The organism is Planococcus halocryophilus (genome assembly GCF_001687585.2).
In the GTDB taxonomy this organism is placed as follows: domain Bacteria; phylum Bacillota; class Bacilli; order Bacillales_A; family Planococcaceae; genus Planococcus; species Planococcus halocryophilus.
In genome coordinates this window covers 3,367,125-3,394,021 of sequence record NZ_CP016537.2, presented here as the reverse complement: position 1 = coordinate 3,394,021, position 26,897 = coordinate 3,367,125, and the positions used below count along the sequence as shown (strand labels likewise).

General features: G+C 38.4%; 22 protein-coding genes. 17 read left to right on the top strand and 5 right to left on the bottom strand.

What is annotated here, in order from left to right:
• Positions 1 to 69 precede the first annotated feature (69 nt).
• Together rlmH and BBI08_RS16645 are read left to right on the top strand one after the other, a co-directional pair.
• Positions 70 to 549 (top strand): 23S rRNA (pseudouridine(1915)-N(3))-methyltransferase RlmH, encoded by a 480-nt coding sequence (rlmH, locus tag BBI08_RS16650; protein ID WP_008497628.1) that lies wholly within the window; start codon positions 70 to 72, stop codon positions 547 to 549.
• Between the two features lie 251 nt (positions 550 to 800).
• Complete coding sequence (locus BBI08_RS16645; RefSeq protein WP_237146558.1) at positions 801 to 2,747, top strand: PhoX family protein; 1,947 nt, start codon at positions 801 to 803, stop codon at positions 2,745 to 2,747.
• A gap of 666 nt (positions 2,748 to 3,413) precedes the next feature.
• Here BBI08_RS16645 and fdhA read toward each other — a convergent pair.
• Positions 3,414 to 4,631, bottom strand: a complete 1,218-nt coding sequence (gene fdhA, locus BBI08_RS16640; protein WP_065528362.1) for a formaldehyde dehydrogenase, glutathione-independent — start codon at positions 4,629 to 4,631, stop codon at positions 3,414 to 3,416.
• 217 nt (positions 4,632 to 4,848) lie between these two features.
• Here fdhA and BBI08_RS16635 point away from each other — a divergent pair, with 217 nt between their 5' ends.
• Complete coding sequence (locus BBI08_RS16635) at positions 4,849 to 5,220, top strand: winged helix-turn-helix transcriptional regulator (RefSeq protein WP_008497625.1); 372 nt, start codon at positions 4,849 to 4,851, stop codon at positions 5,218 to 5,220.
• Between the two features lie 247 nt (positions 5,221 to 5,467).
• Here BBI08_RS16635 and BBI08_RS17165 read toward each other — a convergent pair whose 3' ends face one another.
• Entirely contained in the window at positions 5,468 to 5,605 is a 138-nt protein-coding gene (locus tag BBI08_RS17165; RefSeq protein ID WP_008497624.1) for a hypothetical protein, read from the bottom strand.
• 313 nt (positions 5,606 to 5,918) lie between these two features.
• Between BBI08_RS17165 and BBI08_RS16630 the strand changes: the two genes are divergently transcribed.
• From BBI08_RS16630 to BBI08_RS16575, 12 genes are all read left to right on the top strand, one after another.
• The gene (locus BBI08_RS16630; protein WP_065528361.1) at positions 5,919 to 6,704 is read left to right on the top strand and encodes a nucleotidyltransferase domain-containing protein; all 786 of its coding nucleotides are present in this window, start codon (positions 5,919 to 5,921) and stop codon (positions 6,702 to 6,704) included.
• 79 nt (positions 6,705 to 6,783) lie between these two features.
• A complete protein-coding gene (locus BBI08_RS16625) occupies positions 6,784 to 7,401 on the top strand; it encodes an NAD(P)-dependent oxidoreductase (protein WP_008497623.1) in 618 nt (205 codons plus the stop codon).
• A 28-nt stretch (positions 7,402 to 7,429) separates the two neighbouring features.
• Entirely contained in the window at positions 7,430 to 7,912 is a 483-nt protein-coding gene (locus BBI08_RS16620) for a nucleoside deaminase (protein ID WP_008497622.1), read from the top strand.
• 128 nt (positions 7,913 to 8,040) lie between these two features.
• Positions 8,041 to 9,234, top strand: a complete 1,194-nt coding sequence (locus BBI08_RS16615) for a DUF4317 domain-containing protein (RefSeq protein WP_040850822.1) — start codon at positions 8,041 to 8,043, stop codon at positions 9,232 to 9,234.
• A gap of 334 nt (positions 9,235 to 9,568) precedes the next feature.
• Positions 9,569 to 10,855: an ABC transporter substrate-binding protein gene (locus BBI08_RS16610; protein WP_008497620.1), complete on the top strand. Its 1,287-nt coding sequence runs from the start codon at positions 9,569 to 9,571 to the stop codon at positions 10,853 to 10,855.
• 89 nt (positions 10,856 to 10,944) lie between these two features.
• Complete coding sequence (locus BBI08_RS16605) at positions 10,945 to 11,886, top strand: carbohydrate ABC transporter permease (RefSeq protein ID WP_065528360.1); 942 nt, start codon at positions 10,945 to 10,947, stop codon at positions 11,884 to 11,886.
• A gap of 4 nt (positions 11,887 to 11,890) precedes the next feature.
• Positions 11,891 to 12,733 (top strand): carbohydrate ABC transporter permease, encoded by an 843-nt coding sequence (locus tag BBI08_RS16600; RefSeq protein ID WP_065528359.1) that lies wholly within the window; start codon positions 11,891 to 11,893, stop codon positions 12,731 to 12,733.
• 95 nt (positions 12,734 to 12,828) lie between these two features.
• The gene (locus BBI08_RS16595; RefSeq protein ID WP_065528358.1) at positions 12,829 to 13,866 is read left to right on the top strand and encodes a LacI family DNA-binding transcriptional regulator; all 1,038 of its coding nucleotides are present in this window, start codon (positions 12,829 to 12,831) and stop codon (positions 13,864 to 13,866) included.
• A gap of 47 nt (positions 13,867 to 13,913) precedes the next feature.
• Positions 13,914 to 15,263 (top strand): GH1 family beta-glucosidase, encoded by a 1,350-nt coding sequence (locus BBI08_RS16590; RefSeq protein ID WP_040850804.1) that lies wholly within the window; start codon positions 13,914 to 13,916, stop codon positions 15,261 to 15,263.
• A 365-nt stretch (positions 15,264 to 15,628) separates the two neighbouring features.
• Positions 15,629 to 18,073 carry an EAL domain-containing protein gene (locus BBI08_RS16585; RefSeq protein ID WP_065528357.1) on the top strand — a complete coding sequence of 815 codons (2,445 nt, stop codon included), beginning with the start codon at positions 15,629 to 15,631 and terminating at the stop codon, positions 18,071 to 18,073.
• Positions 18,074 to 18,335: 262 nt separating this feature from the next.
• The gene (gene katG, locus BBI08_RS16580) at positions 18,336 to 20,552 is read left to right on the top strand and encodes a catalase/peroxidase HPI (RefSeq protein WP_008497613.1); all 2,217 of its coding nucleotides are present in this window, start codon (positions 18,336 to 18,338) and stop codon (positions 20,550 to 20,552) included.
• Between the two features lie 231 nt (positions 20,553 to 20,783).
• Positions 20,784 to 21,059, top strand: coding sequence for a hypothetical protein (locus BBI08_RS16575; RefSeq protein WP_008497612.1), 276 nt, complete (start codon positions 20,784 to 20,786; stop codon positions 21,057 to 21,059).
• Between the two features lie 77 nt (positions 21,060 to 21,136).
• Here the strand turns inward: BBI08_RS16575 and BBI08_RS16570 are convergent, their stop codons facing one another.
• Positions 21,137 to 22,072 (bottom strand): NADP-dependent oxidoreductase, encoded by a 936-nt coding sequence (locus BBI08_RS16570; RefSeq protein WP_065528356.1) that lies wholly within the window; start codon positions 22,070 to 22,072, stop codon positions 21,137 to 21,139.
• A 1,125-nt stretch (positions 22,073 to 23,197) separates the two neighbouring features.
• Here BBI08_RS16570 and BBI08_RS16565 point away from each other — a divergent pair.
• Positions 23,198 to 24,232, top strand: coding sequence for a GGDEF domain-containing protein (locus BBI08_RS16565; RefSeq protein ID WP_237146557.1), 1,035 nt, complete (start codon positions 23,198 to 23,200; stop codon positions 24,230 to 24,232).
• Positions 24,233 to 24,299: 67 nt separating this feature from the next.
• Here the strand turns inward: BBI08_RS16565 and BBI08_RS16560 are convergent, their stop codons facing one another.
• Positions 24,300 to 24,794, bottom strand: coding sequence for a lactoylglutathione lyase family protein (locus BBI08_RS16560; RefSeq protein ID WP_008497608.1), 495 nt, complete (start codon positions 24,792 to 24,794; stop codon positions 24,300 to 24,302).
• A gap of 134 nt (positions 24,795 to 24,928) precedes the next feature.
• Here BBI08_RS16560 and BBI08_RS16555 point away from each other — a divergent pair, with 134 nt between their 5' ends.
• Positions 24,929 to 25,264: a winged helix-turn-helix transcriptional regulator gene (locus BBI08_RS16555; protein WP_008497607.1), complete on the top strand. Its 336-nt coding sequence runs from the start codon at positions 24,929 to 24,931 to the stop codon at positions 25,262 to 25,264.
• 73 nt (positions 25,265 to 25,337) lie between these two features.
• On the opposite strand, the gene ahpF is transcribed toward BBI08_RS16555, so the two are convergent.
• Positions 25,338 to 26,885, bottom strand: coding sequence for an alkyl hydroperoxide reductase subunit F (gene ahpF, locus BBI08_RS16550; protein ID WP_008497606.1), 1,548 nt, complete (start codon positions 26,883 to 26,885; stop codon positions 25,338 to 25,340).
• Positions 26,886 to 26,897 lie beyond the last annotated feature (12 nt).

The window sequence follows — 26,897 nt, the reverse complement described above, 5'->3', positions numbered from 1 at the left end:
TGGTTGTTAGTATGTGTATAACTATTGTGTATAACTTGTTTGTAAATTTAATGTGAAGGGGGATAAGTTGTGAATATCTCAATTATCAGTGTAGGAAAGTTGAAAGAGAAATATTTAAAATCCGGAATCGAAGAGTATACAAAACGACTTGGAAGCTATTCAAAAATTAACGAAATCGAAGTAGCCGATGAAAAAGCACCAGAGCAATTGAGTGATGCCGACATGGAAATCGTCAAAAAGAAAGAAGCCGACCGAATTTTGGCGAAAATTTCCGCTGACGCGTACGTAATTGCCTTAGCGATCGACGGCAAGATGAAAACCTCGGAGCAGCTCGCAAAAGACATCGAATCGTTAATGACCTATGGCCGCAGCAAAATTGTCTTTGTTATTGGAGGATCACTCGGTTTACATGATGAAGTGTTAAAGCGGGCGGATGAAAAATTATCGTTTTCGAAGATGACGTTTCCCCATCAATTGATGAAGTTGATTCTTGTGGAGCAGGTTTACCGGGCGTTTCGGATAATGAAGGGTGAGCCGTATCATAAGTAAGTGAGGTTTCTAGTTAAAAATAAGCACTCAGTCAAAAAAGAGTAGCATGCTAAGATTAATTTCAGCATGCTACTCTTTTTTGTTTGCCTCTAAGATCACCAAAATTGCTCCACTTCACGTGTTTTATTTTAGGGCCTTATCGGAAAGCTCATTGTGAAATTAATACAAATAACACAAAAAATTAACATTGCCTTTATATAGTTTTGGTTTAATTAAATTGTAAATATAAATCTACTAGGAGGAATTATTAGATGATTAATAAGAAAATTATGAAAAAAGGAGCTACGCTAGCTCTTGCTTTAGCTATTGCAGTGCCAGCACTATCACCGGCAGCAGCGGCAGCTAAGGATAATAGTAAAATAGAATCTGTTAAATTTAACGGAATGAAAGCACCTTCAACTATTGATGAAATGGTAAAAACGTATACAACTGCAACGGTTGATGTGAAATATAGCAATGGCAAAGTAAAAACATTTCCGTTGTCTTATAACTACCTTTTTAAATCAGAAGATGAGGTAGCAACAGTTAAAGGAGAAAAAATCCCTGCAGGTACACCGATTGATGTGAACGGAGATCCAATCGTTGATCCAAGTAGTACAGATGGAGAATACTTTGTTTCAGATGCTCCGGATGCAAATAGTTTGTTAAAGCCAATTGATGGCAAACTTTATATGGTTACACATTATGAATATCAATCAATTGATGCTGCGGGTCAATCAGCTTACGGTTTAGTGCCAGCATCTATGTCTTTAACTGAGATGGAACAAGACAAAAAAACTGGCGAACTTGAACCAGCCAATGTTAAAAAAATTGATTTTTCAGCAGTAAATGGACTTTGGATTCCATGTAATGGATCTGTATCACCTTGGAATACACACTTAGGTTCAGAAGAATATGAGCCAGACGCTCGTCAATTTGCAGATCCTACATCAAAAACAAGAAGCCAAGTTGAAACATTTGCCCAATCCTATTTTGGAGATAAAACAAAGGCTAATCCTTATTTCTATGGCTACACTCCTGAAATTACTGTCGATAAAAATGGAGAAGCATCAGTTGAAAAACATTATAGTACAGGACGTTTTTCCCATGAGTTAGCTAAAGTAATGCCGGATAACAAAACAGTATTTTATGGTGATGATGGCAGTAATACAGGAATGTTTATGTATGTAGCTGATAAAGCAAAAGATTTATCAGCGGGTACATTATACGCAGCAAAATTTAAACAAACAGGCACTAAGAATGGTGGTTCAGGAGACTTAGAATGGATTAATTTAGGACATTCCACGGATGAAGAAGTGAAAAATATTATTGATAGTGGTATTGCGTTCAGTGATATTTTTGAAACTTCTGATGTACCTAAAGAAGATTTTACAGCGATAAAACAATATTCGTATGGTAAAACAGAGTATCTAAAACTTAAACCTGGCAAAGAAAAAGCAGCGGCTTTCCTTGAAACACGTCGATACGCAGCAATGCTTGGTGCGACTACTGAATTTAATAAAATGGAAGGTGTAACGTTAAATGAAAAGGATAAAAAAGTATATATGGCGATTGCCGATCAAAGTAAGGGCATGGAAAAAGATTTAACAGGAAAAGATCCGGCAGACCATATCCAATTGCCAAAAATTAGTACTGGTGTAACTTATCAATTGGATTTGCAAGGTGGTCAAAAAGATAGCGAAGGAAAAGTTATTGATAGCTCTTATGTAGCACCGGCAATGCAAGGATTGCTAATAGGGGAAGATCTTCCTAAAGCTGATGCATATGGAAACACTGCAAATGTAGACAAAATAGCGAGTCCGGATAACTTAAGTTATTCTGAAGCAATGAGAACCCTCTTTATTGGTGAAGATAGTGGTGCTCACACAAATAACTTTGTTTGGGCATATAATGTTGACACGAAAAAATTAGAACGTATTTTATCTGTCCCCGCAGGAGCGGAAGCAACAGGATTATTTGCTGCAGACGACCGAAATGGTTTCTCATACATTTTCAGTAATTTCCAACATCCTGGTGATGAAGTAGCGAGCAAGTCAATTACAGCTGTTAACAAAGAGGAATTAGTTAAAGCTATTGATGAACAAATCGGTATTAATCAAACAGGAGGTATTGGTTATATCTCTGGTATACCTTCTCTAACAAAATATAATAATGGTAAATATCAAAAAGACTTAGAAATAGAGAATAAAGGAAAATAAGTTTAAGGAAATGCTATGTGAACGAACACAAATTTAAGTATCAGCAATTGATCCAGCAGAAAATATATGTGCTTTCAGAGAACCGTGCCATAACAGGCACGGTTTTTTCTATCATAGCTTTTAAAATCAAAGTATACTTAAATATCGAATTACGATTCTGAGGAGTTTAGTTTAATTGAGTGGCGCACAGGGAACGAATGGGAACTTCTGGTAAAGTATTAAATGATGTAGCTCAGCTTGTAGGAGAATCGGGGCTAATCAACTCAATTCCTTTCGTTTGAAAAAAAGAAGGACCGCATTCCGAGAGACGACATGATCCTAAACAATTTTGTCCTTACACAATAAATTTATACTGCACGCATTGCCGCTCTGAGAAAACCAACTTTCCTCAAGCGGTTTTCTTGTCTCATTTTATTGGGTCACTCTATAGCACGGCGAACTATCTCATCAGTAAATGAGGTTTTCTGCAGGAAGATATAGGGCAAGTCCTGTTCACGTATTCTACCCACCCTCCCAAAATAAAAGAAGCGCTAGGATCATAATCCTGGCGCTTCTCTATATCAAAATGTCCATGCTTGGTTTCGGGAAATATCAATACTGACCAACCACGCATCATCCACAACGTAATTAATCTCCTTGTTTTCCATAAGCAGAGGAGCAAGCAGCTTACTTTTTGAAATGTCCATGGGGATCAATGACAAACTTCTTGGAAGCTCCATGGTCAAATTCAGCGTATGCCTCTGGTGATTGATCTAAAGTAATGACCGTTGCGTTTACCGCTTTGGCAATTTGTGCTTTTCCGCTTAAGATCGACTTCATCAAGTCTCGATGGTATCTCATAACCGGAGTTTGGCCAGTTACAAACGTATGAGCTTTTGCCCAGCCAAGTCCTAAGCGCACCTTCAAGGTTCCATTTTTAGCATCTTCGTCGGCAGCGCCTGGATCACCGGTTACATAGAGTCCAGGTATACCAAGACGTCCACCTGCACGAGTAACGTCCATAATGGAATTTAGTACGGTAGCTGGTGCTTCTCCGGCGCCCTCGCCATGTCCGCTAGCTTCAAAGCCTACGCAATCAATAGCGCAATCCACTTCTGGTACGCCTAGGATTTGAGCAATTTGTTCCCCAAGGTTCGGATGTTCTCGAAGATTTACAGTTTCACAGCCGAAACTATGGGCCTGTGCAAGGCGTTCCTTGTTTAAATCCCCCACGATGACAACAGATGCACCAAGTAGTTGGGCAGAATGGGCAGCGGCTAAACCTACAGGGCCAGCCCCAGCAACATAGACAGTAGCTCCTGGTTTCACGCCAGCACTAACAGCGCCGTGGTAGCCCGTCGGGAAAATATCGGAAAGCATCGTTAAATCAAGTATTTTATCCATTGCCTGATCTTTATCCGGGAATTTCAGCAACTGAAAATCTGCGTAAGGGACCATCACATATTCCGATTGCCCGCCGACCCATCCACCCATATCTACGTAACCATAAGCAGAACCTGGTCGATCCGGATTTACGTTCTCGCAAATATGGGTGTCTTGCTCTTTACAGCTGCGGCAGCGGCCACAAGCAATATTAAATGGAACAGACACTAAGTCGCCTTTTTTTATAAATTCAACATCACGGCCGACTTCAATAACTTCTCCTGTAATTTCATGGCCGAGTACAAGCCCTTCAGGAGCTGTTGTCCGGCCACGCACCATGTGTTGATCGCTTCCGCAAATATTCGTTGTAACGACTTTTACAATTACTCCATGCTCACATTTACGCCCTACATTTAACGGATTTACCCCAGGACCGTCTCTGATGATTAGTTCAGGATAGCTAATGTCTTCAACTGTTACTGTTCCAGCACCTCTGTATACAACCGCTCTGTTTCCTGCCATTTCTGTCAGCTCCTATCTAATTTTTTACCTATAAAGATCTAATCTTTACACCGGGGCAGCATCGGAGAAGGGTCAAAACTTTTAAAAAATATATTAAATATTCTCTATCTTCTGTTTATTCTAAATTATAATTCTTATTAATGGAATAACGCACTTTTTTGTGAGAAGGTTACCTAAAGGATACTTTCAGGAAGAAATGGAAGAAGGGGGAAGTCTTATGAGTGATCTGCGGTCAGAAATAAAAAGGGAAATTGAGAGTGGCGAATATAATTGCGAAAAGGAACTGACCTTATCGATTATTAGCGGCAAGTGGAAAATCATTATTATTTACTATTTGGGAACAGAGGGTGTGTTGCGCTTTAGTGAGATTAACCGCCTGCTTCCCAAAATTTCACATAAGGTACTGACTACTCAAATTAGAGAGTTAGAGGAGGATGGGGTTGTCCATCGGAAAGTATTTGCTGAAGTTCCGTCGAAAGTAGAATATTCATTAACCACTTTGGGAGAAAGCCTAATTCCAATCGTTTTAATGATGGACGAATGGGGAAAGAAAAACATCAAACACTTTCCTGTTGCGAAAAATCGGTGAGGATTCCTACCAAGGGAATCTTTTTTGGTTTTATAAAATATTGTTATATAAGTTGAAGTAAAGATGGTGACCTTTCGCAGAGCTGTTTTACGAAATATTAGAGGTTCAACATATATAGTTCCTGATTGCTTACGGTCCTTTATTCAGATAAGTAGCATCATAAGTAACTAATTTCAAAGATAAACTCACAAAGTCGATACAAAAAAGGTGACTCCGCTCAAAACGGAATCACCTTTCTTTAGATTCATTAATTTAAAAATAAATAAATGATGTATAACGGCACCAAAATAATCGCCATGTATTTCAACAAATATAGTGAACTAGTAGATAGGCATTTTACTTTATCGATGAACGCCTCTTTAAAATCTCTTGCCATTTCGGACATTGTCTCTGCCCCCTTTAGTATATTTAGTATAAAGCAGAAGCCACTTGAATGGTATTGTGCTGTTTCGGACAATGAAGAATGAACGTTATCATAAGTGAATGGGATTTTCAGTTAACTCAATACATTCTCCCATTAACGGACTCAGAAAATAGTTAGTAACGGTTCAAATGAAAAGGATTTTCGTTGAAACTTGCGGAATATAGGGATAGGTGTTTTTTGTTTTTAGAGGATTAACAAAATCGACAAATTAGCATGAACAAGATATGAATACAGCATGAAGTGAATTTTTCAGTGGCATAAGGAGTAATGTAAAATGGATACAATCATTCAAAAAAAATTAGTAGAGATAGAAGAAACATATAAAGTGAAGATTTTATATGCGGTTGAGTCTGGGAGCAGGGCTTGGGGATTCCCTTCGAAAGATAGTGATTATGACGTTCGGTTTATTTTTATTCATCCGACCGACTGGTACCTTGCAATTGACCCGCAAGGAATTGGGGCAAAGCGAGATGTAATTGAAGAACCCATCAATGAGTTATTGGATATAAGTGGTTGGGAAATCACGAAAGCGCTTCGCCTTTTTAGAAAAAATAACCCGCCACTTTTAGAATGGTTGAGAAGCACTATTATTTATTATCAAAAAGGTTCTTTTGTCGAGAACATGCGAGCATTAGAATCGGATGTCTATTTACCAAACTCCATGCTAAATCATTATTTAAATATGGCGAAAAAGAATTACCGTGAGTACTTGCAAGGTTCACAGGTCAGAATAAAAAAATATTTTTATGTTCTTCGGCCGATATTGGCATGTCTGTGGATTGAAAAGTACAATACAACGCCGCCGATTAGCTTTCAAGAATTGGTCGAAGAGATGATCCCGGCAGGTGAATTGAAAAGTGCGGTAGAGCACTTACTCAAGAGAAAGTTAATCGGTGATGAGTTAGATCTTGAATCCCGCATTTCGGTGATTAATGATTTTTTAGAAACTGAAATACAGCGACTCGAAGCATATGCTAAATCAATCAGAGTTGAAGCAAAAGATTCTACACAATTGTTGGATGAGCTGTTTAGGGATACATTGCAAGAAATGTGGCAATAACATAGTGGAGTAACAAGGTTAAGGGATTTGTTTGTTAGCTATGCAAATGTACAATCAGAAGAAAGCCAGGTGAAACTCAATGAAAATCATCGTATTTGGTGCAACTGGTGGTGTTGGTCAATCGGTTGTAAAGCAGGCAATAGAAAAAGGTTTTGAGGTGACAGCGTTTGTGCGGACACCCGCAAAGCTAGAGCTTGCACATGACAAGTTAACTGTGGTAAAAGGCGATGCCTTTAATCCAGTAGAAGTAGCGGCAGCCATCGCAGGGCACGACGCGGTTGTGTCATGTCTAGGTTCTAGTCAAGGGATGAAAAAATCGACAGAACTTGAAGAAATGACGAAAAACATTGTGAGCGGCATGCAAAAACATGATGTGAAACGCATCGTCTATACGGCTTCTGCAGGTGTTCATGGCGAATTAACTGGAGTGAGTGGGAAATTAATCATGAAAATGTTGCAAAATGCGCTTACAGATCACCGAGCGGCGACGGATGTTATTCAAACGCATGCGCTAACCTATACATTTGTTCGACCGATGGGCTTAACAAATGGTGATTTTACCGGAAAGTACCGAGAAGTTACAACAGGTGTACCGGAAAAAGCGAAGTCGATTCCACGGGCAGATGTGGCGCATTTCATCGTCAAAGCTTTAACCGATGCCCAGTACGAAAATGCTTCGGTTGGAATTTCGAGTTAACTCTTGAGCTAGCTAAAGGAGGAGCAACATGATTACCGAAACAGATTTAAAGTATTTGAAACGCTGTGTGGAATTAGCAGAAACGGCTGTAGAAAAAGGCGATGAACCATTCGGGTCAGTTCTTGTTTCAGAAGTTGGAGATGTTCTCTACGAAGATCATAATCATGTGGCGGGAGGTGACCATACACAGCATCCTGAGTTTGCGATTGCGCGTTGGGCAGCAACTAATCTTTCATCTGCAGAACGAAGCAAGGCAACGGTTTATACGTCAGGAGAACATTGTCCGATGTGTGCAGCAGCGCATGGATGGGTTGGGTTAGGGAGAATCGTTTATGCTAGCTCTTCTAAGCAATTAGCTGAATGGTCAAGTGATATGGGAGCCGCGCCGTCACGTGTTCGAAATTTGGCTATTGGAGATGTTATAAAAGATACGATTATTGAGGGACCGGTTTCCGATCTAGCTGAGAAAATGCGTCAGCTGCATCAGCGTTCATTTGAAATGAAACGCTAATTTTATTTGATAGAAGAGATGTGTCATCTTAATTCTTGTTATACTGAAGGAGTGTCAAAAGCTAATTTATGCTTTGATACTCTTTTTTGCATCATACGGATTTTATTAGCTAGGGAGTTGGAATAATGATGAATAATAAAGATATAGCCGATATTCGCAAGCGTTTTAAACTAGATAGCGAGTTACTAAAAATCACTGATATTTACAACGTCTACATTCAACAGGAAAGCAGTGAGATTTATCACGAGGAAAGTCGCTCGTTTTCCTTGTTGGACCGGGAACAACAAGAGTTATTTCTTGCTAATTTCAAAAAAGTTTTAGGGGGCAAGCTCGACATCAAGTTGTTTGAAGTGAAGTTTCAGCCTCAAGAAGAAGGACAAACCGACCATACGCAACACCTGTTATATGAGGGACTTGAATCAAAAGTGAGCGCAGAATGGAAAGAAAATATGCAGCAAATTGCGTTGAAGATGGTTCAAGATGTGCAATATGAAAAAGACATAGTGGTTACGTTCATTCGTGGAAATTACCATAAAACAACAAAGCGTAAATCAGATGAGTCTGAAATGGACTTCCGAGATGAAACATATACAACACCGTTTATTTTAAGTAGCATGAACCAAACCGAACTACCAAAAAGTTCATTGGTATTTGACTTTATGGAGAAAGAATTCAAGTCGAACGTGCTAGTCGATCCTGTTATTAAACTTTCTTCGCCAATTGGCGGTTTCTTGTTCCCTAGTTTTACGGACAATGCGGCGGATATCAATCACGTTTTGTATGCAGCGAGCAAAGCTAATAAACCTGACTTCCAATTTATCGAAAATGTCTTAAATGGCGATGAAATCGTTACGGCTGAAGAAGATAAAGCCGTGTTCGAGGAAATTATCAAAGCGGTTATTGGAGACGAAGTCGATTCGAGAACACTTGCGGGTGTATACGATGAAATCAATCAAATGTTGGTCATCGAAGCCGAAAGTGACGACGATGATGAAGAAACTCCTATGATGGACGTTAAAGAAGTAGAACGTGTATTAAAAGCGAGTGGTATGAAAGACATTAGTACAGAAAAAGTAGAAAGAGCTTTTCAACAAGTTGTAGAAGACAAGACCTATGAAATGAAAGCTAGCCATATTGTACCGAGTTACACGTCAAAATCAATTAAAATCAGCACGAAAGTAGCGGATATTGCTATCAATCCTCAAGACTTACGTTACGTCAAACAAGTCAATTACAACGGCAAACGTTGTGTGTTGATTGAAGTAGAAGAAGATACAATGATTGAAGGATTTAAATTGATTTCGGAAGATTTACTAGAGTAAAGAAAGCGGGTTGGTGATTATACGCCAACGAATTTAACGATCTAAAATGAAAACACAAGGCAGCTATTTTAATCGTTAATAGTTGCCTTGCTATTTTTGTTCAAAAAGCCGGTCTAAAGCTAATTATACAGAATTTTCTAGTAATTAACGAAACCGGTTTACATTTATTTTTAAAAAAAGATTGATTTATCTGATTAATCGTTATATATTAAGCGTGTAAGCGGTTTAATTCTAATTTTTTTATCGATTAACGAAACCGGTTTCGTTAATTATCGAAAAGAGTGCATTTACATTGGGGTAGAAGAAATTATTTAAATACAAGGGGGAAAACACATTGATTAACAAAAAATGGCCTGTACTTGGTGCAGCACTAGCTCTTTCTTTAACACTTGGAGCATGTAGCGGAGATGAGAAATCAGAGGGTTCAGGGGACGGTAACGAGGAAGTAACATTAAACTTTTGGTCTTTTGGAGCTACTAACTATGAAGAATTAGCAAAAGCATACGAAGAAGAAAATCCAAACGTAACAATTAAAGTAAAAGCTTCAGAAACGGCAGAACATCACGATGCATTGTTCACGTCTTTATCAGCTGGAAGTGGCGCCCCTGATATCGCAATGCTGGAAGTTGACCAATTTGATCGTTTCAAAGAAGCACAAGGTAGTTTTGAAAACTTATACGATCTTGGCGCTAAAGATGTTCAAGACCAATACTTAGAGTGGAAATGGAATGCAGGTGCAAACCCAGAAGGTGATTTCCTATTCGGTTTACCGACAGACATTGGACCAAAAGCATTGTACTACCGTACGGATGTATTTGAGGCAGCTGGATTACCGACAGACCCTTCAGAGGTAGAAGCGTTAATTAATTCTCCAGAAGCGTTTAAAGAAGCTGGAGAGAAAGTTTTAGCGGAAACTGGAAAACCTTTTGTTGATAGTATCGAAATGGCTTTTAGAGCTTACTTAGATGCTTCAGAACAAACGTATTTGAATCCTGAAGGCGAATTGTTGATCACTGAAGGAGATAACGACGTTAAAAAAGCATACGACTACGCAGTTGAACTTAACGAAGCTGGAGTTGTAGGAGAATTTGATATGTGGTCACCTGAATGGGCAAATGCAGTTAACAACGGTGAATTTGCAGTTGAGTTAGGAGCAGGTTGGTTAAAAGGCTGGATGGAAGGAAATGCACCTGATGCTGTAGGTAAATGGAAAGTTGCTACACTTCCTACTGAGTTCGCAGCAAACTGGGGTGGGTCGTACCTTGCGATTCCAAACGAAACAGATCATGCACAAGAAGCATATGACTTTGCTGAATGGTTAGTTTCTGCTGAAAACCAATTAGAATCATTCCAAAGCAAAGGCTTGTTCCCATCATCTCCAGCTGTTTATGAAATGGACGAATTCAAGTCGAACGAAGATGAATTCTTCGGTGGTCAAGTAACATCATCAGTATTTGCTGAAGCTGCACAAGATATCGATACAGCTGTCTACAAAGGCGTAAAATACTTCCCTGTAAACAACGAAATACTAACGGCTTTGAAAAACGTACAAAACGGAGCAGACCCTGAAAAAGAGTGGGACGAAGCTGTTAAACGTGCACAAGATCTAGTAAATCGTTAAAAGTCATAAGCAAAACAAACTTGTTAATGGATATGGTGACCTCGCGGAAGCCATATCCTTATTATTTTTAGCGGAAACGGGGAGTGAAAATGGACTCTACTTATCAAAAAGGGAAAAAAGGCAAGAAAAAGAATTTATCTGAAAGCAAGAAAGACCGAGTGTCCGCGTACTTATATATCGCACCATTCTTCATCATCTTCGGCGTTATTGGTCTTTATCCAGCACTTTTTAGTTTCTATTTGGCTTTCCAAAAGTGGAATGGCCTAGGGGAAATGAGCTTTGTTGGACTAAACAACTTCAAAATTGTATTGGAAGATCCTCTTTTTTGGAAATCACTCTATAATACAATTGTTATCGGTTTAATCGGTACTGCTCCACAGATTGTGATCGGTATCATTTTAGCAATTTTGTTAAATGTAGCATTTCTCCGTTTCAGAAGTTTTTTCAGAGTTACAATCTTTATGCCTTACATTACATCAATGGTTGCGGTTGCCTTGATCTTTAGTGTTATTTTCAGTGACCACCAGTCTTCATTGGCAAATTACGTGCTTGGATTGTTCGGCGCTGATCCAGTAAGCTGGGGAACTTCAGAGTGGGGAACAAAGATAGCCATATCGATCATGGTATTTTGGAGATGGGTTGGATACAACACGATTATTTATCTAGCTGGTATTCAAAGTATTCCAAATGATGTCTACGAAGCTGCAACAATTGATGGTGCCAGTAAATTCCAACAGGTGATCCACATTACCTTGCCTTTGCTGAAGCCGTTCATTCTTTTAACTGTTTTCTTTTCAACCGTCGGTGCACTCCAACTGTTTTCTGAACCAACGGTATTTTTAGGAGCATCAGCCTTTACGAGAGACGAAGCGATGACGGTTGTAATGTACCTATACCGTGACGCATTCAAACTTCAATCGTTTGGAACAGCTTCTGCAACAGCGATTATCTTACTAGTGGTCATCATCATTTTCGCTGCAATTAATACGTACTTAACATCTGGAATTGGCAAAAAGAGAAGGAGGGGCTAGGCAAATGAATACAGCAGCTAAAAAAAGAAAACCATCTATGGGTAAAGTGTTTGTTTATTTATTTTTGACTCTTGCTTCTGCCCTTTCTCTTTTCCCGTTTTATTGGATGTTTGTTATGGCAACTCAAACAAGTTCGGCGTATAACTCAATTCCACCTACGATTACACCCGGAAACTTGCTAGTCGAAAACTTTCAAAAAGTTCTTCTTCAAATTGATTTTTTCGGGGCATTATGGACATCGTTCTTGCTATGTACGATTGTCACCCTCGTCGTGTTATTTATCAGTTCACTCGCAGGATTTGCTTTTGCGAAATTTCATTTCCCAGCTAAAAACTTTCTCTTTATTACGATCTTGTTGACCATGATTATTCCACCTCAACTTGGATTGATCCCACAATATTTTCTAATTGCGAAAGCGGGATTACTTGATACCTTGTCAGGTGTTATGATTTTGTTCTTTTTGAATCCATTAGGAATTTTTCTGATGAGACAATATGTAAGTGATTCTGTACCTGATGAGTTGATAGAAGCCGCAAAATTAGATGGCTGCTCGAATTTTAAAATCTACAGAAGTATCGTTCTGCCAATCATATTGCCAGCCTTTGCAACGCTTGGGATTATTGTTTTTACAGCTGTATGGGGCGAGTTCTTATGGCAGTTTACAATTTTAAGAGATCCAGAAAATTATACAATCCAAGTAGCGTTAGCTTCTTTGAGCAATACGTTTAATGTTGACTTTGGAATGATCTTATCTGGCGTATTTTGGGCAACTGTACCATTAATCATTATCTTCTTATTGTTTAACCGTTTGTTTATCTCGAGTATTGCAGAAGGTTCAGTTAAATAATCACATCTTTTGGTTTCTAAAACTACTTTAATACTCATTGATTCATTATGATAATGATAAGAATCTTTACTATAGGAGCAAAAGAGGGAGTACAAATGAGTTTAAAAATAAAAGATATCGCAAAAATGGCTGGTGTATCACCGGCTACTGTATCCAAAGCAATAAACAACTATCATGGCGTTAACGAGGCCACGAAGAAAAAAGTATTGGATATTATAAAGCAAACAGGATATCAGCCGAATTTTTCAGCTAAATCGCTCGCAACAAAAAAATCCAATTTGATTGGCTTGATTTACGCTGGAAAAGTAAATGTTGAATTTACACATCCTTTTTTTACAGAAGTTGTTACTGCATTTAAAAAGAACATTGGCCAATTAGGCTTTGACATACTGATGTTTTCAAATGAAAATTTCTCTCAAGATAATGGCAGTTACTTGGCCCGCTGTAAACATTTCCATGTAGATGGTTGCATTATTATTACAGGAGAAGAAATTGAAGACTCGATTTATGAGTTGGTTAATAGCGAAATTCCCTGCATAGGAATTGACCTAGTGTTAGATGGTCCGCATTCAAGTTATGTGATGACGGACAACATTACGTTAGCTAGTAAAGTTGTTCAACACCTCTACTTAAGTTCTGTAAGAAATATTGGTTTTATAGGTGGACAACAGGACTCTGAAGTAACCAAATTAAGAGGACAAGGCTATTTACAGGCGATGAATCAATTTGGTCTTGAAGTAAGAGAAGAGTGGGTTGAATACGGCGATTATTATGAGGATAGTGGATACACCGCTATGAAAAAAATCTTGCAAGCACCCAAGCGTCCGGAAGCAGTTTTCGCGGCGTCCGATATGATGGCATTCGGCGCATTAATGGCGATCAAGGAAGCTGGACTAAAGGTGCCTGAAGATATTCGCCTTGTGGGGTGTGATGATATTGATGCTTGTCGCTATAGCGCCCCTACTCTCTCAACGGTTAAACAAGACAAAGAAAGATTAGGCAAACTCGCTGCCTATATGCTAAATGACTTGATCAATGGCAAAGCAGAATTACAGCCAGTCTTTATTGATTCAGAGCTAATTGTAAGAGAATCTTGTGGCAGTTTGATCAATAAAAACAAAATTACAAGCTAAAAAGGACGAGATGGATTCGCAAATTCTGGTTATTGGAGGTAGTAAAAATGGCAATTATGGAATTTCCAAAAGACATGAAATGGGGAGCTGCAACAGCTGCTTATCAAATAGAAGGTGCTGCTTTTAAAGATGGGAAAGGTCTATCGATTTGGGATACATTTTCACACACACCAGGTAAAGTATTAAATGGAGACAATGGGGATGTGGCAATTGATAGTTATCATCGTTACGAAGAAGATATTCAGTTGATGAAAGAATTGGGCATTGATACGTATCGATTTTCTGTTTCATGGCCACGTATTTTCCCTGATGGTTCTGGTGAAATAAACCAAAAGGGATTAGAGTTTTACCATAACTTTGTTGATGCCTTACTAGCAAATGGTATAGAGCCTATGTGTACGCTTTATCACTGGGATTTGCCACAAACTTTACAAGATACTGGCGGCTGGGGCAACCGAGAAACAGTAGATGCCTTTGCTGACTATGCTGAACTGATGTTCAAAGAGTTTAATGGCAAGATTAAAAATTGGATAACGATAAACGAACCTTGGTGTGTGTCTTTCTTATCTAACTTTATTGGCATACATGCACCTGGTAAGCAAGATCTTCAACTGGCAACCACTATTTCTCATCATTTATTGCTAGCGCATGGAAAGGCAGTTACTCGATTTAGAGAATCAGCGATTGAAGGCGGTATTGGCTATGCACCTAACGTTGAGTGGCTTGAACCTTTTAGCAACAAGCAAGAAGATATTGATGCTTGTAACAGAGGTATGGGATTCTTAATGGAATGGTTTTTTGACCCAGTATTTAAAGGAAGTTACCCGAAGTTTATGATTGATTGGTTCGAGAAAAAAGGTGTCACGCTTCAAATTGAAGAAGGCGACATGGAAATTATCAACCAACCTATTGATTTCTTAGGGATCAATTATTATACAGGCAGTGTAGGAAGATATAAAAAAGATGAAGATTTGTTTGATTTAGAAAGAATTGATATCGGATTTGAGAAAACAGATTTTGATTGGTTTATATACCCTGAAGGTTTCTATCGTGTGTTAACCAAAATAAAAGATCAATATGGTGCTGTTCCGATTTACATAACAGAAAATGGCGCTTGCTATAATGACGAAGTGGAAAATGGAAGAGTACGAGATCAAAGAAGAATTGAGTACTTAAAGCAGCATTTAACTGCTTTAAAGAGAAGTATCGATTATGGCGTGAATATTAAAGGGTATTTAACTTGGTCACTTCTAGATAACTTCGAATGGGCTGAAGGTTATGATAAACGTTTTGGCATCATTCACGTTGATTTCAACACATTAGAAAGAACGAAAAAAGATAGTTACTACTGGTATAAACAAACGATAAGTAATGGCTGGTTTGATATGTTCTACTAAAATCGCCTCTTTTATGGACAGTTTTAGGGGATTTTGTATTCAAAAACTGGCTTACATATTTCCCTAAAATAATATGGATAGAAGTAAAGACATCTGTACAACTTTGAACGCATTATTCAAAGTTGTACAGATGTCTTATTTTTTGCTGAATTATCGAAATTTTCTATTGAGATTTGGTTGATATACCTGTATTATGGATATAATTTAGTTCATTAGTTTTACTTTATACTATACATTAAATGAGCATAATGTATTGAAGGGGATTATGAGTTGGGTATTTTTGAATATAAAGTAGGATAAAAGTCTTTTGGGTGAAAAGTTCATCTGTTTTGGCATGTGTAATTCGATAGGAAAGAGGTTTAACTATGGATTATTTTTTGCTTAATGATTACATGCTGTCAATTGTAGTAGCCAGTATAGCTGCTTTAATAGGCGTTAGTATTATCATGAAAATTGATTACATTGATAAAAACAAAAATAAAGTGCGCATCACTTCTTTTGTTGCAGGGCTTGTCATCTGTTTTGCTTATCTCAATACGTATTTCATAGGTGCTATGACACCGATTAAATTATTGTTAATTGTATCGATTATTCTTTTTTGTTCTTTTGCTGTTTATTCAGCGATTAGTACAATTTGTTATAAAGAAGTTACATTTCAACGGTTGTTAATCGGCTCTATCATTTTTGCTCTTTGTATTAGTTTAGTCAATTACATTGATCTTAGAAAAATAATGATTGAAAATAATTTAGACATGAATTTGCTATTATTCATCAGTGCGAACATTTTATTGTTAGGGAATGCGATAGCCACTTTTCGATTTATTCGGCAGTTACGTAAAATAGAGAAAATACATATTAAATGGATTGTTTATGGAAGTGTGGCAATTGGACTTGCGTTTGCAAGTATTCGGTACACCTTGTTTTCAAGTATTACGTTATTTTCCAACTTTGATTTATTTAATAATCATGATGTTGAAATCTATGACTGGCTTTACTTTAATAACACCTTATTACCATTGACGATTAATATATTTGGTTTAGTGTTTCTAGAGTTATTTTCAAGTTTTATTTCCGAACTGTATAGCGAAAAACAAAAAGAGCTTATTTATAAAAATAAGAATCAATATGAAGCACTCTTTGAAAACCAAGCAATTGCTATATTTTCAGTAGATGATAAAGGCGAAATCAATAAAGTGAACGAAGCTACAAAAGAAATGACCGGTTTCCATCCGGAGGAACTAAAAGAATACTCTTCGTTTAGTGAACTAATTGATGAACATCAACGAATTGAATTCTTAAGTTTTTTGAAAATCGCTTTTAATGGTGATTCCCAAATGTTTGAAACTAAGTTACTTACTAAGTTGAAAAAATATATTGATGTGCAAATTACGTTAGTCCCAAACTTTTTAGATGAAGAACTGACACATATAAATGTTTTTGTAAAAGATATAACTGAAATCGCTGAAGCAAGAGAAAAGATTCACCATATGGCATATCATGATTCCCTCACACTTTTACCAAATAGACGATTTTTTGTAGAAGAGTTAAACCGTAGAATTACTTTTTCAACGGCTTTCTCACAAATGGCTGTCTGCTTTTTGGATTTGGATCGCTTTAAATTAGTGAATGATATTTTAGGGCATCAAATAGGCGACCAATTGCTTCAAGTGTTAGCCGATCGCTTCCGGTCTTTAGTGGACAAAGACGTAGTCATTTCAAGATTAGGTGGAGATGAATTCACTTTTCTCTTTCAGGATATCTCAGACCATGAAGATTTTCAAAAGCAATTAGAGGATATTTTGCTTCAAATACAAACGCCTTTCCTGCTAGGAAATCAAAATCAAGAGTTTTATATAACAGGGAGCATTGGGATTGCTTTGTATCCTGAAGATAGCCGAGTCGGAGAAGACTTAATGAAGTTCGCAGATGCGGCTATGTATAGCGCTAAAGAAAAAGGGAAAAATATGTATGAGTTTTATCATAATTATTTAAAAGAAAAAAACCCTAAACAGCTATCTCTAGAGGCAGACGTAAGAAAAGCAGTTAAAGAAAAGCAATTCGAGATTTTTTATCAACCACAAATAGGCTATGCAAATGGAAAAATGTTTGGTGTAGAAGCTTTACTGAGATGGAATCATCCGAAAGAAGGTTTAATAAAGCCAGAAGATTTTATTGCGATAGTCGAAGACAGTGAGTTAATCATTGAACTAGGCGAATGGGTGTTAAGCGAATCTAGTAAGCAAGTGAAAAGTTGGCAAGAACAAGGGTGCGAAAATTTGTATTTGAGTGTCAATGTCTCGATTAAACAATTCTTCCATCACAATTTTATTGGGAAGATTAAAGAGATTTTCGAAGAGACCGGATACAATCTTGAGCGGCTTGACTTGGAAATAACAGAAAGCTTGGCGATCAAAGACGTAGAATATGCAAAAGATATTTTTGATAAGTTAAGACATCTTGGTATTTCGATTAGTATGGATGATTTTGGTACAGGTTATAGCTCTTTGAACCATTTGAAAAATTTTTCCATCGATCGTTTGAAGATTGATGGTTCACTTGTACGAGATATAGAACATGACGAAAAAGCAAGAACCATCATCGATACCATTATCGTCATGGCGAGAAACTTAAAGTTACTGTCACTTGCAGAGCAAGTCGAAACGGTAGAGCAAGAAGCATATTTAAAGTCAATTGGTTGTAACGAAGTACAAGGCTATTTATATTCTGAGCCTTTAACTGGAGATGACATGGGTGAGTTTTTAGCGAATAATTACAATGCTAGTTTATTAAACAGAGTGGACGTTAGTTAATCATTACGATGCAAAAAGTTCCTAGCAAAAGTGATGGACCTAAAAGGTAGAAACTTTACTTTTTAGGTCCATCACTTTATTTTAGGGTTCTGTTTTGCTTTTTAGAAAAAATAGCTTTAAATTGACAGTCTTATTACTGTTCAGCTCTCCTCTACTTTAGTATAATTCTAATGTAAGAATTATTTTTACACGAGTAACACATAGCGGTAATCGATTTTGATGAAAACAGACTATTTTTCATACTACTAGGAGGTTATCAAAGATGGAAAACAATGAAGAAAAGCGCCACACAGCGGCAGGCGAAGGCCAATGCCCAGTAACAGGTGGTCATAAAGATAGTGCAATTACAACTTCAAACAAGCCAGGAAAAACGCAAAACAAAGACTGGTGGCCAAATATGCTGAATGTGAATATCCTTCACCAGCACGATACAAAAACGAATCCTCTAGGAGAAGAGTTTGATTACAAAAAAGAATTTGAGAAATTGGATTTTGATGCATTAAAACAAGACTTGCATAAGTTAATGACAGATAGCCAAGATTGGTGGCCAGCAGATTATGGTCATTATGGCGGTTTGTTCATCCGTATGTCATGGCATGCTGCAGGTACTTACCGTACGGCAGACGGTCGCGGAGGCGGCTCTACCGGGAATCAGCGTTTCGCGCCGCTTAACAGCTGGCCAGATAACGTAAACTTAGATAAAGCTCGTCGACTGCTATGGCCGATCAAGCAAAAATACGGCAACAAAATTTCGTGGGCTGACTTGTTGGTGTTAACAGGAAACGTAGCACTTGAGTCGATGGGCTTTAAAACATTTGGATTTGGAGCAGGACGCGAAGACATTTGGGCACCAGAAGAAGACGTTTATTGGGGCAATGAAAAAGAATGGTTAGAAGATAACCGTTATTCGGGTGAACGTGATTTGGAAAACCCACTTGCTGCAGTTCAAATGGGCCTTATTTACGTAAATCCAGAAGGACCAAACGGTAAGCCAGACCCTGTTGCAAGTGCTGTCGATATTCGTGAGACGTTTGCACGCATGGGGATGAACGATGAAGAAACAGTTGCATTAATTGCAGGTGGACATACTTTCGGTAAATCACACGGCGCTGGGGATCCTGCTGAAGTAGGAGACGATCCAGAAGCAGCTGTGCTAGAAAACCAAGGTCTTGGCTGGAAGAGCTCGTACGGTTCAGGAAAAGGCCGTGATACGATTTCAAGTGGTATTGAAGGAGCTTGGACTGCCAACCCGACACAATGGGATAACGGCTACTACGAGCAATTGTTCGGATACGAATGGGAATTGACTAAATCTCCTGCTGGCGCTTATCAATGGACAGCAATAGATTTGTCTGAAGAGCAAATGGCACCTGATGCAGAAGATGCTTCAATCAAAGTGAAAACGATGATGACAACAGCAGATATGGCACTTCGCATGGACCCTGTTTACGAAAAAATTTCTCGTCGTTACTATGAAAATATGGATGAATTTGCCGATGTATTTGCACGTGCATGGTTCAAACTTCTTCATCGCGATATGGGACCAAAAGAACGTTACTTAGGACCAGAAGTGCCAGAAGAAGAATTGATTTGGCAAGATCCAGTTCCAGCAGCATCAAGCACGTTAACAACTGACGAAATCGATGAGCTAAAAGCGAAGATTTTGGAAAGTGGCTTAACTTCACAACAAATGATTAAAACAGCATGGGCTTCTGCGAGCACTTACCGTGATTCAGATAAACGTGGTGGGGCAAACGGAGCGCGCATTCGCTTCGCACCTCAACGCAACTGGGCAGTTAACGAACCAGAAGAGTTAGAAAAAGTATTAGCGACTTACGAAAACATTAAAACAAGCACTGGAAACAAAGTATCAATGGCTGACTTAATCGTGCTTGGAGGAAATGTTGCAGTAGAACAAGCTGTCAAAGCAGCTGGCTTCGACTTAGCTGTTCCGTTTACTCAAGGTCGTGGAGATGCACTCGAAGAACAAACAGATGCGGAAAGCTTTGATGTGTTAGAGCCGATTTCAGATGGCTTCAGAAATTACCAGAAAAAAGAATACTCAATTAGCCCAGAAGAAATGCTAGTTGATAAAGCGCAATTACTGGGCTTAACTGCTCCAGAAATGACAGCTTTACTTGGCGGAATGCGCGCACTAGATGCAAATTACCAAGGCGCAACAGAAGGAATTCTTACTGATAATGCAGGTGCATTAACAAATGACTTCTTTGCTGCGTTACTGGATATGAACATCGAGTGGACACCAGCAGAGTTCAATAAATACGAAGGTAAAAACCGTGCAACTGGAGAAGCGATTGGTACAGCTACACGCTTTGACTTAGTATTTAGCTCGAACTCGATTCTTCGTGCAATTGTTGAAGTATATGCACAAGATGACAATAAAGAAAAATTCGCTCGTGACTTCATCAAAGCTTGGAACAAAGTGATGAATGCCGATCGTTTCGATCTGAAAAACTAATTTTAAAAAATCCTGATCAACCTTAATAAGGCTGATCAGGATTTTTTTAGCTCGATTTTTATTATGGTCCACAAGTAAAAGGAGTGGCTAAATGATTAAATTACCTGTACTTCTTTTTGCGATGCTCGTTATTCTATCGGGTTGCGATTAATGCACTTCCTGATTCAAATTTGTTAATGGATGACAAAAACCAAATCCTTGTGCTAACGCAACCATCTACTCGATATAATCATGGTGTTTTTGGAGACCAATATAGAAGCAAGTGGCTTTGCGATTATTGATGGGGATCAAAATGGAACGAAAGAAATTGTCTTAACGTTAAGCAATGACCAAGATGGAGCGAGATTGGTGTTATATGATGAAGCCGGTAAACAATTAGCTGATGGTGAATCGCTCGGTCAAAGTCATCATTGGAGGCATGGATTAACCGTTGGAGCATTTCTCTCTGAGGACCAATTAGAACTAGCGGAGAGTACGCCCCCTCATATAGGTATGGAATTTTGTTAAATAAGAAGGATCACCCAACCGAAAAAAGCAGCATCCGTCTATTGACGGACGCTGCTTTTTGAAGGGTGTTAAAAGAATTATTTTAACGTAATAACAATTTTTCCACGAGCATGGTGTGTTTCGCTCAACGCGTGTGCCTCTTGCAGAGATTCTTCAGTAAACGCAAAAGTTTCTCCAACGATTGCTTTTAGTTCTCCAGCATCATACATGTCTGCTAGCTTTTGCAGTTGCTCACCCTTAGGGTCTAGCCATAAGAAAGCTGCTTCAACGTCATATTGTTTTGCTTCTTCTTCGTTTGGTGGTTGTGCAATTGAAACGAGTTTACCTTTTGGTTTTAATACTTTGTAGCTGTTAGATTGTACTTCTCCACCCATTGAATCTAAGACAAAGTCATAATCCTCAAGCATTTCACTGAAATCTTCTGTTTTGTAATTAATTACGCGGTCTGCACCTAGTGATTTTACAAACTCTTCATTTTTTTCACTGGCTGTTGTTGTCACATAAGCACCTAAAGATTTAGCGATTTGAATCGCAAAGTTACCCACGCCACCTGCTCCAGCATGAATAAGAACTTTATCGTCTTTTTTCACGCCTGCAAAGTCAACTAAACATTGCCAAGCAGTTAGTCCAGCGAGTGGTATCGCAGCAGCTTCTTCGAAGCTCATTGAAGCTGGCATTTTAGCAAGCAAATTCTCATCTACTGGCACGTATTCCGCATATGTTCCTTGGTTTGTCGTTGCGGGTCTAGTAAAGACGCGCTCTCCAATTTCAAAGTTTGTTACATTGCTTCCTTTTTCTACAATGATTCCTGCTGCATCCCATCCAAGGATGATTGGAAATTCAAATGGCAGCATGTCTTTAAGGTATCCGGCACGTACTTTCCAATCGATTGGATTAATAGATGTTGCGTGAATTTCAACAAGTACTTGGTCTTCTTGAATAGATGGTTTTTCGACTTCTCTTTCTGTTAATACGTTTTTTTCTCCATATTGATCAATAACAATTGCTTTCATGTAAGAGCCTCCTATTTTATCGGAAACATTTTAATGTCTCCCGATTGGTACTGAGAACCATAACAAAAACGAGAGATGAGAGTCAATTTTCCTGCTTCACTTATCTACTACACACTAGCGACTAGAGTAATCATTTTCAATACCAAAAAGGCTGTAGACACTCGGAGGATTCGAGTTTATCTCCAGCCTTAAACGCTTGAACTTCAAGCATTTTTTTATTTTAAATCAACCAGTTATCGGTGGAAAAGCAAGCATCCCAATTGTGGTCCCCCACAGAATGGCCAACTAATATAACGTCGGTTCAATTTAATGCTGAACACACATCAAATACATCTTGTACGTACCCGGAAAGTTTACTGTATTTATCAGAATCATATATCTTAACATCTGAAAGTCCAAGTCCCACAAAATCAAATAAAATAACTTGATAATCTTTTTTAAATGATTTGGAGGTTAAACTCCAAGCAGGTTGATCGCAGCCAAATCCAGACGCAAATAGCATGGGTTTTTTTCGGGAAATGTAATTTCCGCGCTGTTAAGATGAAATACGTTGAACTAAAATGAATTAACTTTCCTATTTAATATTAAAGATTTCAAAGGTGTTGCTACAACTAAGATTTTCACACTTAATAAGTGAATCCTAAGCTTAATAGTCTTCTATAATAAAATTTAACTTAATCAATAGATTCTAATAATGTGCAATATATGTAAAAGAAAGAGGTATGGAGTATCGTGATAGAGACAAATAGTTTAAAATAATTAGTGAGAAATCATTTTTTTGAAAAGTTAAATAGCCCAATGCATTTTAGTTTTTTGAATTATTGGGTTGTTTTGGCTAACGAAATTTTATATATAGTGACATTATTGGTTCTTTTTGTATAGCAATTTTAGTTCAAGTAACGAGTTCAAATAAGTTAAGAGGCTGAGCTGTACTAGAGATTATTTAACCATTTTTACCTTCTCTGAATCGCTATATGTTTTTTAGGATAAGGTCTGGCTTAGTAAGAATTATTAAATATGGATTTGAGGATATTAGGGAGGATTATTTTGTCGATGATATTGACTGATTTATTTGTAAATCTTTGTATAATGGTTTCGCTAATTTTTATCTATTTGCAAATTAGAATGAAGCTTAAATTAGAGCGGGAAAATCGCATCGTCTCAATGTTAATAGACGGTTTTGCAGGAGGGTTATTAGGCTATTTGTTAATGTTTTTTTCCATCCAAGTAACAACAGAAACAATGGTTGACTTGCGATTTTTACCTGTTATGTTGTTGATTATCTTTATAGGAGTGCCTCAAGCTGTTATTAGTGCAATTTTAATTATTTTAACTAGGTTTATATTTGGATTTACAACATCTGCGATTGCAGCCATGATTTTAATGACCATTTTAATTTTAGGTTTCGTCGTCATTCATAAATTATGTAAAAGTGCTGATTTTAAGAAGAATGCATACAAACAAAGCTTTTTCATGATTATTTTTTCGAATATTGTATTTAGTATTGTCATTTCATATTTAGTGAAAGACGTTACGGTTTTAAAAAGCTTAATCTTTTCATACTGGCTGGTTTCGACAATAGGTGGACTGACCTCTGTTGTATTTGTCGGATACATACGGAAAACACAATATTTATTGATGAAATATGAAAAAGACTCTACTACTGACTTTCTTACCGGTTTAAATAATGTGCGTCAATTCGATAGCGTTTGGAATATGCTCATTAGTAATGCTGCTGAGAAAGGCGAGAGATTGTCTTTGTTGATGATTGATATTGATCATTTTAAACATGTTAACGATACGTACGGTCATCCGATTGGTGATAAAATTTTGATTGAGCTGGGGGAAGTGTTGAAAAACAGTACTCGCTCATTTGATGTGGTTTCTAGAAATGGGGGAGAGGAATTTTCCGTCATCCTGCCAGATTGTCCACATCAACATGCAATAGAAACAGCAGAGCGTATAAGAACAGCAGTAGAGCAACATAAGTTTCAAATTTCACCGAAAGAAAAAATCCATATAACGGTTTCCATTGGAGCGGCAACATATCCAGAAACGGTTAGCGACACAGTGCAAATCGTGGATGTTGCCGACGACTGTTTATATACGGCAAAACGAACAGGAAGAAATCGAATTTGTCCAAGTTATATTGGAAACTAACTTGTTTTGCGAAATGAAAAGCGTAACGCCCCATTGCATTTCGCAATGGGGCGTTACGTTTAACTTTTTAATAGGCTCCTGAAGAGTACGTAATTTCATAACTATGGCTATATACTTCAAAGATAATGCCAAATGGATCTTCTACATAGCACATTCTATAAGGCTTTTCGTTTGGATAATACTCTCTAATGGGCATTCTTTGCTTACCACCGTGTTCTACTATTTTGTTAACCAATCCTTCTACGTCTGGATCCTGGACGCAGAAATGGAACACGCCTGATTTCCAATACTCAAAATTATTTTCCGGTTTTTTGCTGTTAGGAAACTCGAAGATTTCAATACCTGTGCCATCAGATGTCGACATGTGCGCAATCCGGAAAGTTCCCCAACCAGCGCCGAAAACGTCGATACACATTTGTCCGATAGGCGTATCATTTTCTTCTTTTACCTCAGATGGTTCCATAATAACGTACCAACCCATCACTTCTTTATAAAAAGTGACGGCTTTATCTAAATCTGTAACGGATAAACCGATGTGTGAAAATGCTCTTGGGTATGCCATATTTATCGCTCCTGTCTATTTTTATCGTCATGATAAGTTTCATCATATAGAGTAGTCGTCGAAAGAACAATACGGCACTTTTTAGTGGTATAGTTACGAAAAAGTGACTACGAAAGAGAAAAAGGAGAAAGACAATGGCAGTTAAAAACAACTATGTTTGCTCGTTAGGACTGACGATTGATTTGATCGGTGGAAAGTGGAAGCTGATGATCCTTTGGTATTTGATTGAGGACAGTAAACGGTTTGGTGAGCTTAAAAAAAGCATACCGAACATCAGTCAAAAAGTGCTTACTGAGCAACTCAAAGAGTTAGAGAGTAGCCAAATTATATCTAGAAAAGTATATGCAACAGTTCCGGTTAAGTATGCTATGACAGCGTACGGAGAAAGCTTAATCCCGTTGATACATGACTTATGTGATTGGACAAAGCAGTATGCGAGTGAAAATGATATTGAAATAAGTGGAGACTAAGATCAAAACTAACTTAAAAAGGACGGTAGACAACTCGATCTATTCGAGTTGTCTACCGTCCTTTGCTTTGTTATTAAACCAAAACAGGAACTTCACTTCTAATAAGGTGATCAAAAGCACTCAGTGAGGCAGTTGCACCAGACCCCATTGAAATGATGATTTGTTTATAAGGAATGTTGGTGCAGTCTCCCGCACCAAATACACCTGAAACGTTGGTAGCGCCACGTTGGTCAATGACGATTTCGCCATGCTGTGTGCGTTCAACCAAATCGCCTAGCCAGTCTGTATTCGGCACAAGGCCGATTTGAACAAACACGCCAGCTAATTCGATGTGGTTGACGTTTCCGGTTTGAAGGTCGAGATAAGAAATGCCGTTTACTTTATCTTTGCCGGTAATTTCTTGAGTTCGAGCGTTTGTGATGACTGTTGCATTGGGTAGGCTGCGTAGCCGATCTTGTAAAACAGAATCGGCTTTGAGTTCTGAGTTGTACTCCAGAACAGTCACGTGATTTACGATACCTGCGAGATCAATTGCTGCTTCGACGCCGGAGTTCCCGCCGCCGATAACCGCTACGTCTTTGCCCGCAAACAATGGACCATCACAATGTGGACAGTAAGCGACACCTTTATTCTTAAACTCCCCTTCACCTGGCACGCCAATATTGCGCCAACGTGCACCTGTTGAAAGAATAATCGTTTTGCCTTTTAAGACAGCACCGTTTTCAAGTTCAAGCTCGAAAAAATCTTTTTTCTCCAACTTTTTCGCGCGTTGCAAGTTCATAACGTCGATATCGTATTCCTTCACATGTTCTTCAAGACTTGCCGCAAATTTCGGGCCATCTGTCTTTTTTACACTAATGAAGTTCTCGATACTCAACGTATCCATGACTTGACCGCCAAAGCGTTCAGCAACAATGCCGGTACGTATACCTTTGCGTGCCGCGTAAATGGCAGCACTAGCTCCAGCCGGTCCGCCACCGACAACAAGCACGTCATACGGTTCTTTGTTCGCAAATTCGGAGGCATCTGGAGCGCTGCCGAGTTTAGCTAACAGTTCTTCAAGTGTCATACGTCCGCTACCGAACGATTCCCCATTTAAGAAAACAGTAGGCACGGCCATAATGTCTTTGCTTTCAACTTCTGCTTTGTATACCGCGCCATCAATCATTGTGTGTGTGATGTTTGGGTTGAGAATACTCATTAAGTTGAGCCCTTGAACAACTTCAGGACAGTTCTGGCAGCTCAAGCTAATGTAGGAGTCGAAATGATACGAGCCTTGGATGCTTTGAATTTGATCGATTACTTTTTGCTCAACTTTTGGCGCACGTCCGCTCACTTGCAATAACGCAAGAACCAGAGACGTAAACTCATGCCCTAAAGGAATACCGGCAAATACAACACCAGTGTCTTGTCCTGGGCGGTTGACGCTAAAGCTTGGCGTTCTTTCAAGCTCTGCATACTCTACAGTAATACGAGAAGACATTGCAGATACCTCTTCGACCAATGCCATCATATCGCGAGAAACTTTATCAGTGCCTGCGCTGACTTTTAACAACACATCGTTTTCAAGCAATTGTAGATACTGTTCTAATTGAGCTTTTATTGCTGTATCTAATATCATGTCCTGCACTCC

What these genes read in the sequence shown, in the direction of transcription:
- BBI08_RS16645 (WP_237146558.1), top strand. Translation starts at nt 801, where the DNA reads ATGATTAATAAGAAAATTATGAAAAAAGGAGCTACGCTAGCTCTTGCT.
- BBI08_RS16630 (WP_065528361.1), top strand. Translation starts at nt 5,919, where the DNA reads ATGGATACAATCATTCAAAAAAAATTAGTAGAGATAGAAGAAACATAT.
- BBI08_RS16555 (WP_008497607.1), top strand. Translation starts at nt 24,929, where the DNA reads ATGGCAGTTAAAAACAACTATGTTTGCTCGTTAGGACTGACGATTGAT.
- BBI08_RS16565 (WP_237146557.1), top strand. Translation starts at nt 23,198, where the DNA reads ATGAAGCTTAAATTAGAGCGGGAAAATCGCATCGTCTCAATGTTAATA.
- BBI08_RS16620 (WP_008497622.1), top strand. Translation starts at nt 7,430, where the DNA reads ATGATTACCGAAACAGATTTAAAGTATTTGAAACGCTGTGTGGAATTA.
- BBI08_RS16560 (WP_008497608.1), bottom strand. Translation starts at nt 24,794, where the DNA reads ATGGCATACCCAAGAGCATTTTCACACATCGGTTTATCCGTTACAGAT.
- BBI08_RS16570 (WP_065528356.1), bottom strand. Translation starts at nt 22,072, where the DNA reads ATGAAAGCAATTGTTATTGATCAATATGGAGAAAAAAACGTATTAACA.
- BBI08_RS16590 (WP_040850804.1), top strand. Translation starts at nt 13,914, where the DNA reads ATGGCAATTATGGAATTTCCAAAAGACATGAAATGGGGAGCTGCAACA.
- BBI08_RS16635 (WP_008497625.1), top strand. Translation starts at nt 4,849, where the DNA reads ATGAGTGATCTGCGGTCAGAAATAAAAAGGGAAATTGAGAGTGGCGAA.
- BBI08_RS16605 (WP_065528360.1), top strand. Translation starts at nt 10,945, where the DNA reads ATGGACTCTACTTATCAAAAAGGGAAAAAAGGCAAGAAAAAGAATTTA.
- BBI08_RS16585 (WP_065528357.1), top strand. Translation starts at nt 15,629, where the DNA reads ATGGATTATTTTTTGCTTAATGATTACATGCTGTCAATTGTAGTAGCC.
- BBI08_RS16595 (WP_065528358.1), top strand. Translation starts at nt 12,829, where the DNA reads ATGAGTTTAAAAATAAAAGATATCGCAAAAATGGCTGGTGTATCACCG.
- BBI08_RS16625 (WP_008497623.1), top strand. Translation starts at nt 6,784, where the DNA reads ATGAAAATCATCGTATTTGGTGCAACTGGTGGTGTTGGTCAATCGGTT.
- BBI08_RS16575 (WP_008497612.1), top strand. Translation starts at nt 20,784, where the DNA reads ATGGTGTTTTTGGAGACCAATATAGAAGCAAGTGGCTTTGCGATTATT.
- ahpF (WP_008497606.1), bottom strand. Translation starts at nt 26,885, where the DNA reads ATGATATTAGATACAGCAATAAAAGCTCAATTAGAACAGTATCTACAA.
- BBI08_RS16600 (WP_065528359.1), top strand. Translation starts at nt 11,891, where the DNA reads ATGAATACAGCAGCTAAAAAAAGAAAACCATCTATGGGTAAAGTGTTT.
- BBI08_RS16615 (WP_040850822.1), top strand. Translation starts at nt 8,041, where the DNA reads ATGAATAATAAAGATATAGCCGATATTCGCAAGCGTTTTAAACTAGAT.
- katG (WP_008497613.1), top strand. Translation starts at nt 18,336, where the DNA reads ATGGAAAACAATGAAGAAAAGCGCCACACAGCGGCAGGCGAAGGCCAA.
- fdhA (WP_065528362.1), bottom strand. Translation starts at nt 4,631, where the DNA reads ATGGCAGGAAACAGAGCGGTTGTATACAGAGGTGCTGGAACAGTAACA.
- BBI08_RS17165 (WP_008497624.1), bottom strand. Translation starts at nt 5,605, where the DNA reads ATGTCCGAAATGGCAAGAGATTTTAAAGAGGCGTTCATCGATAAAGTA.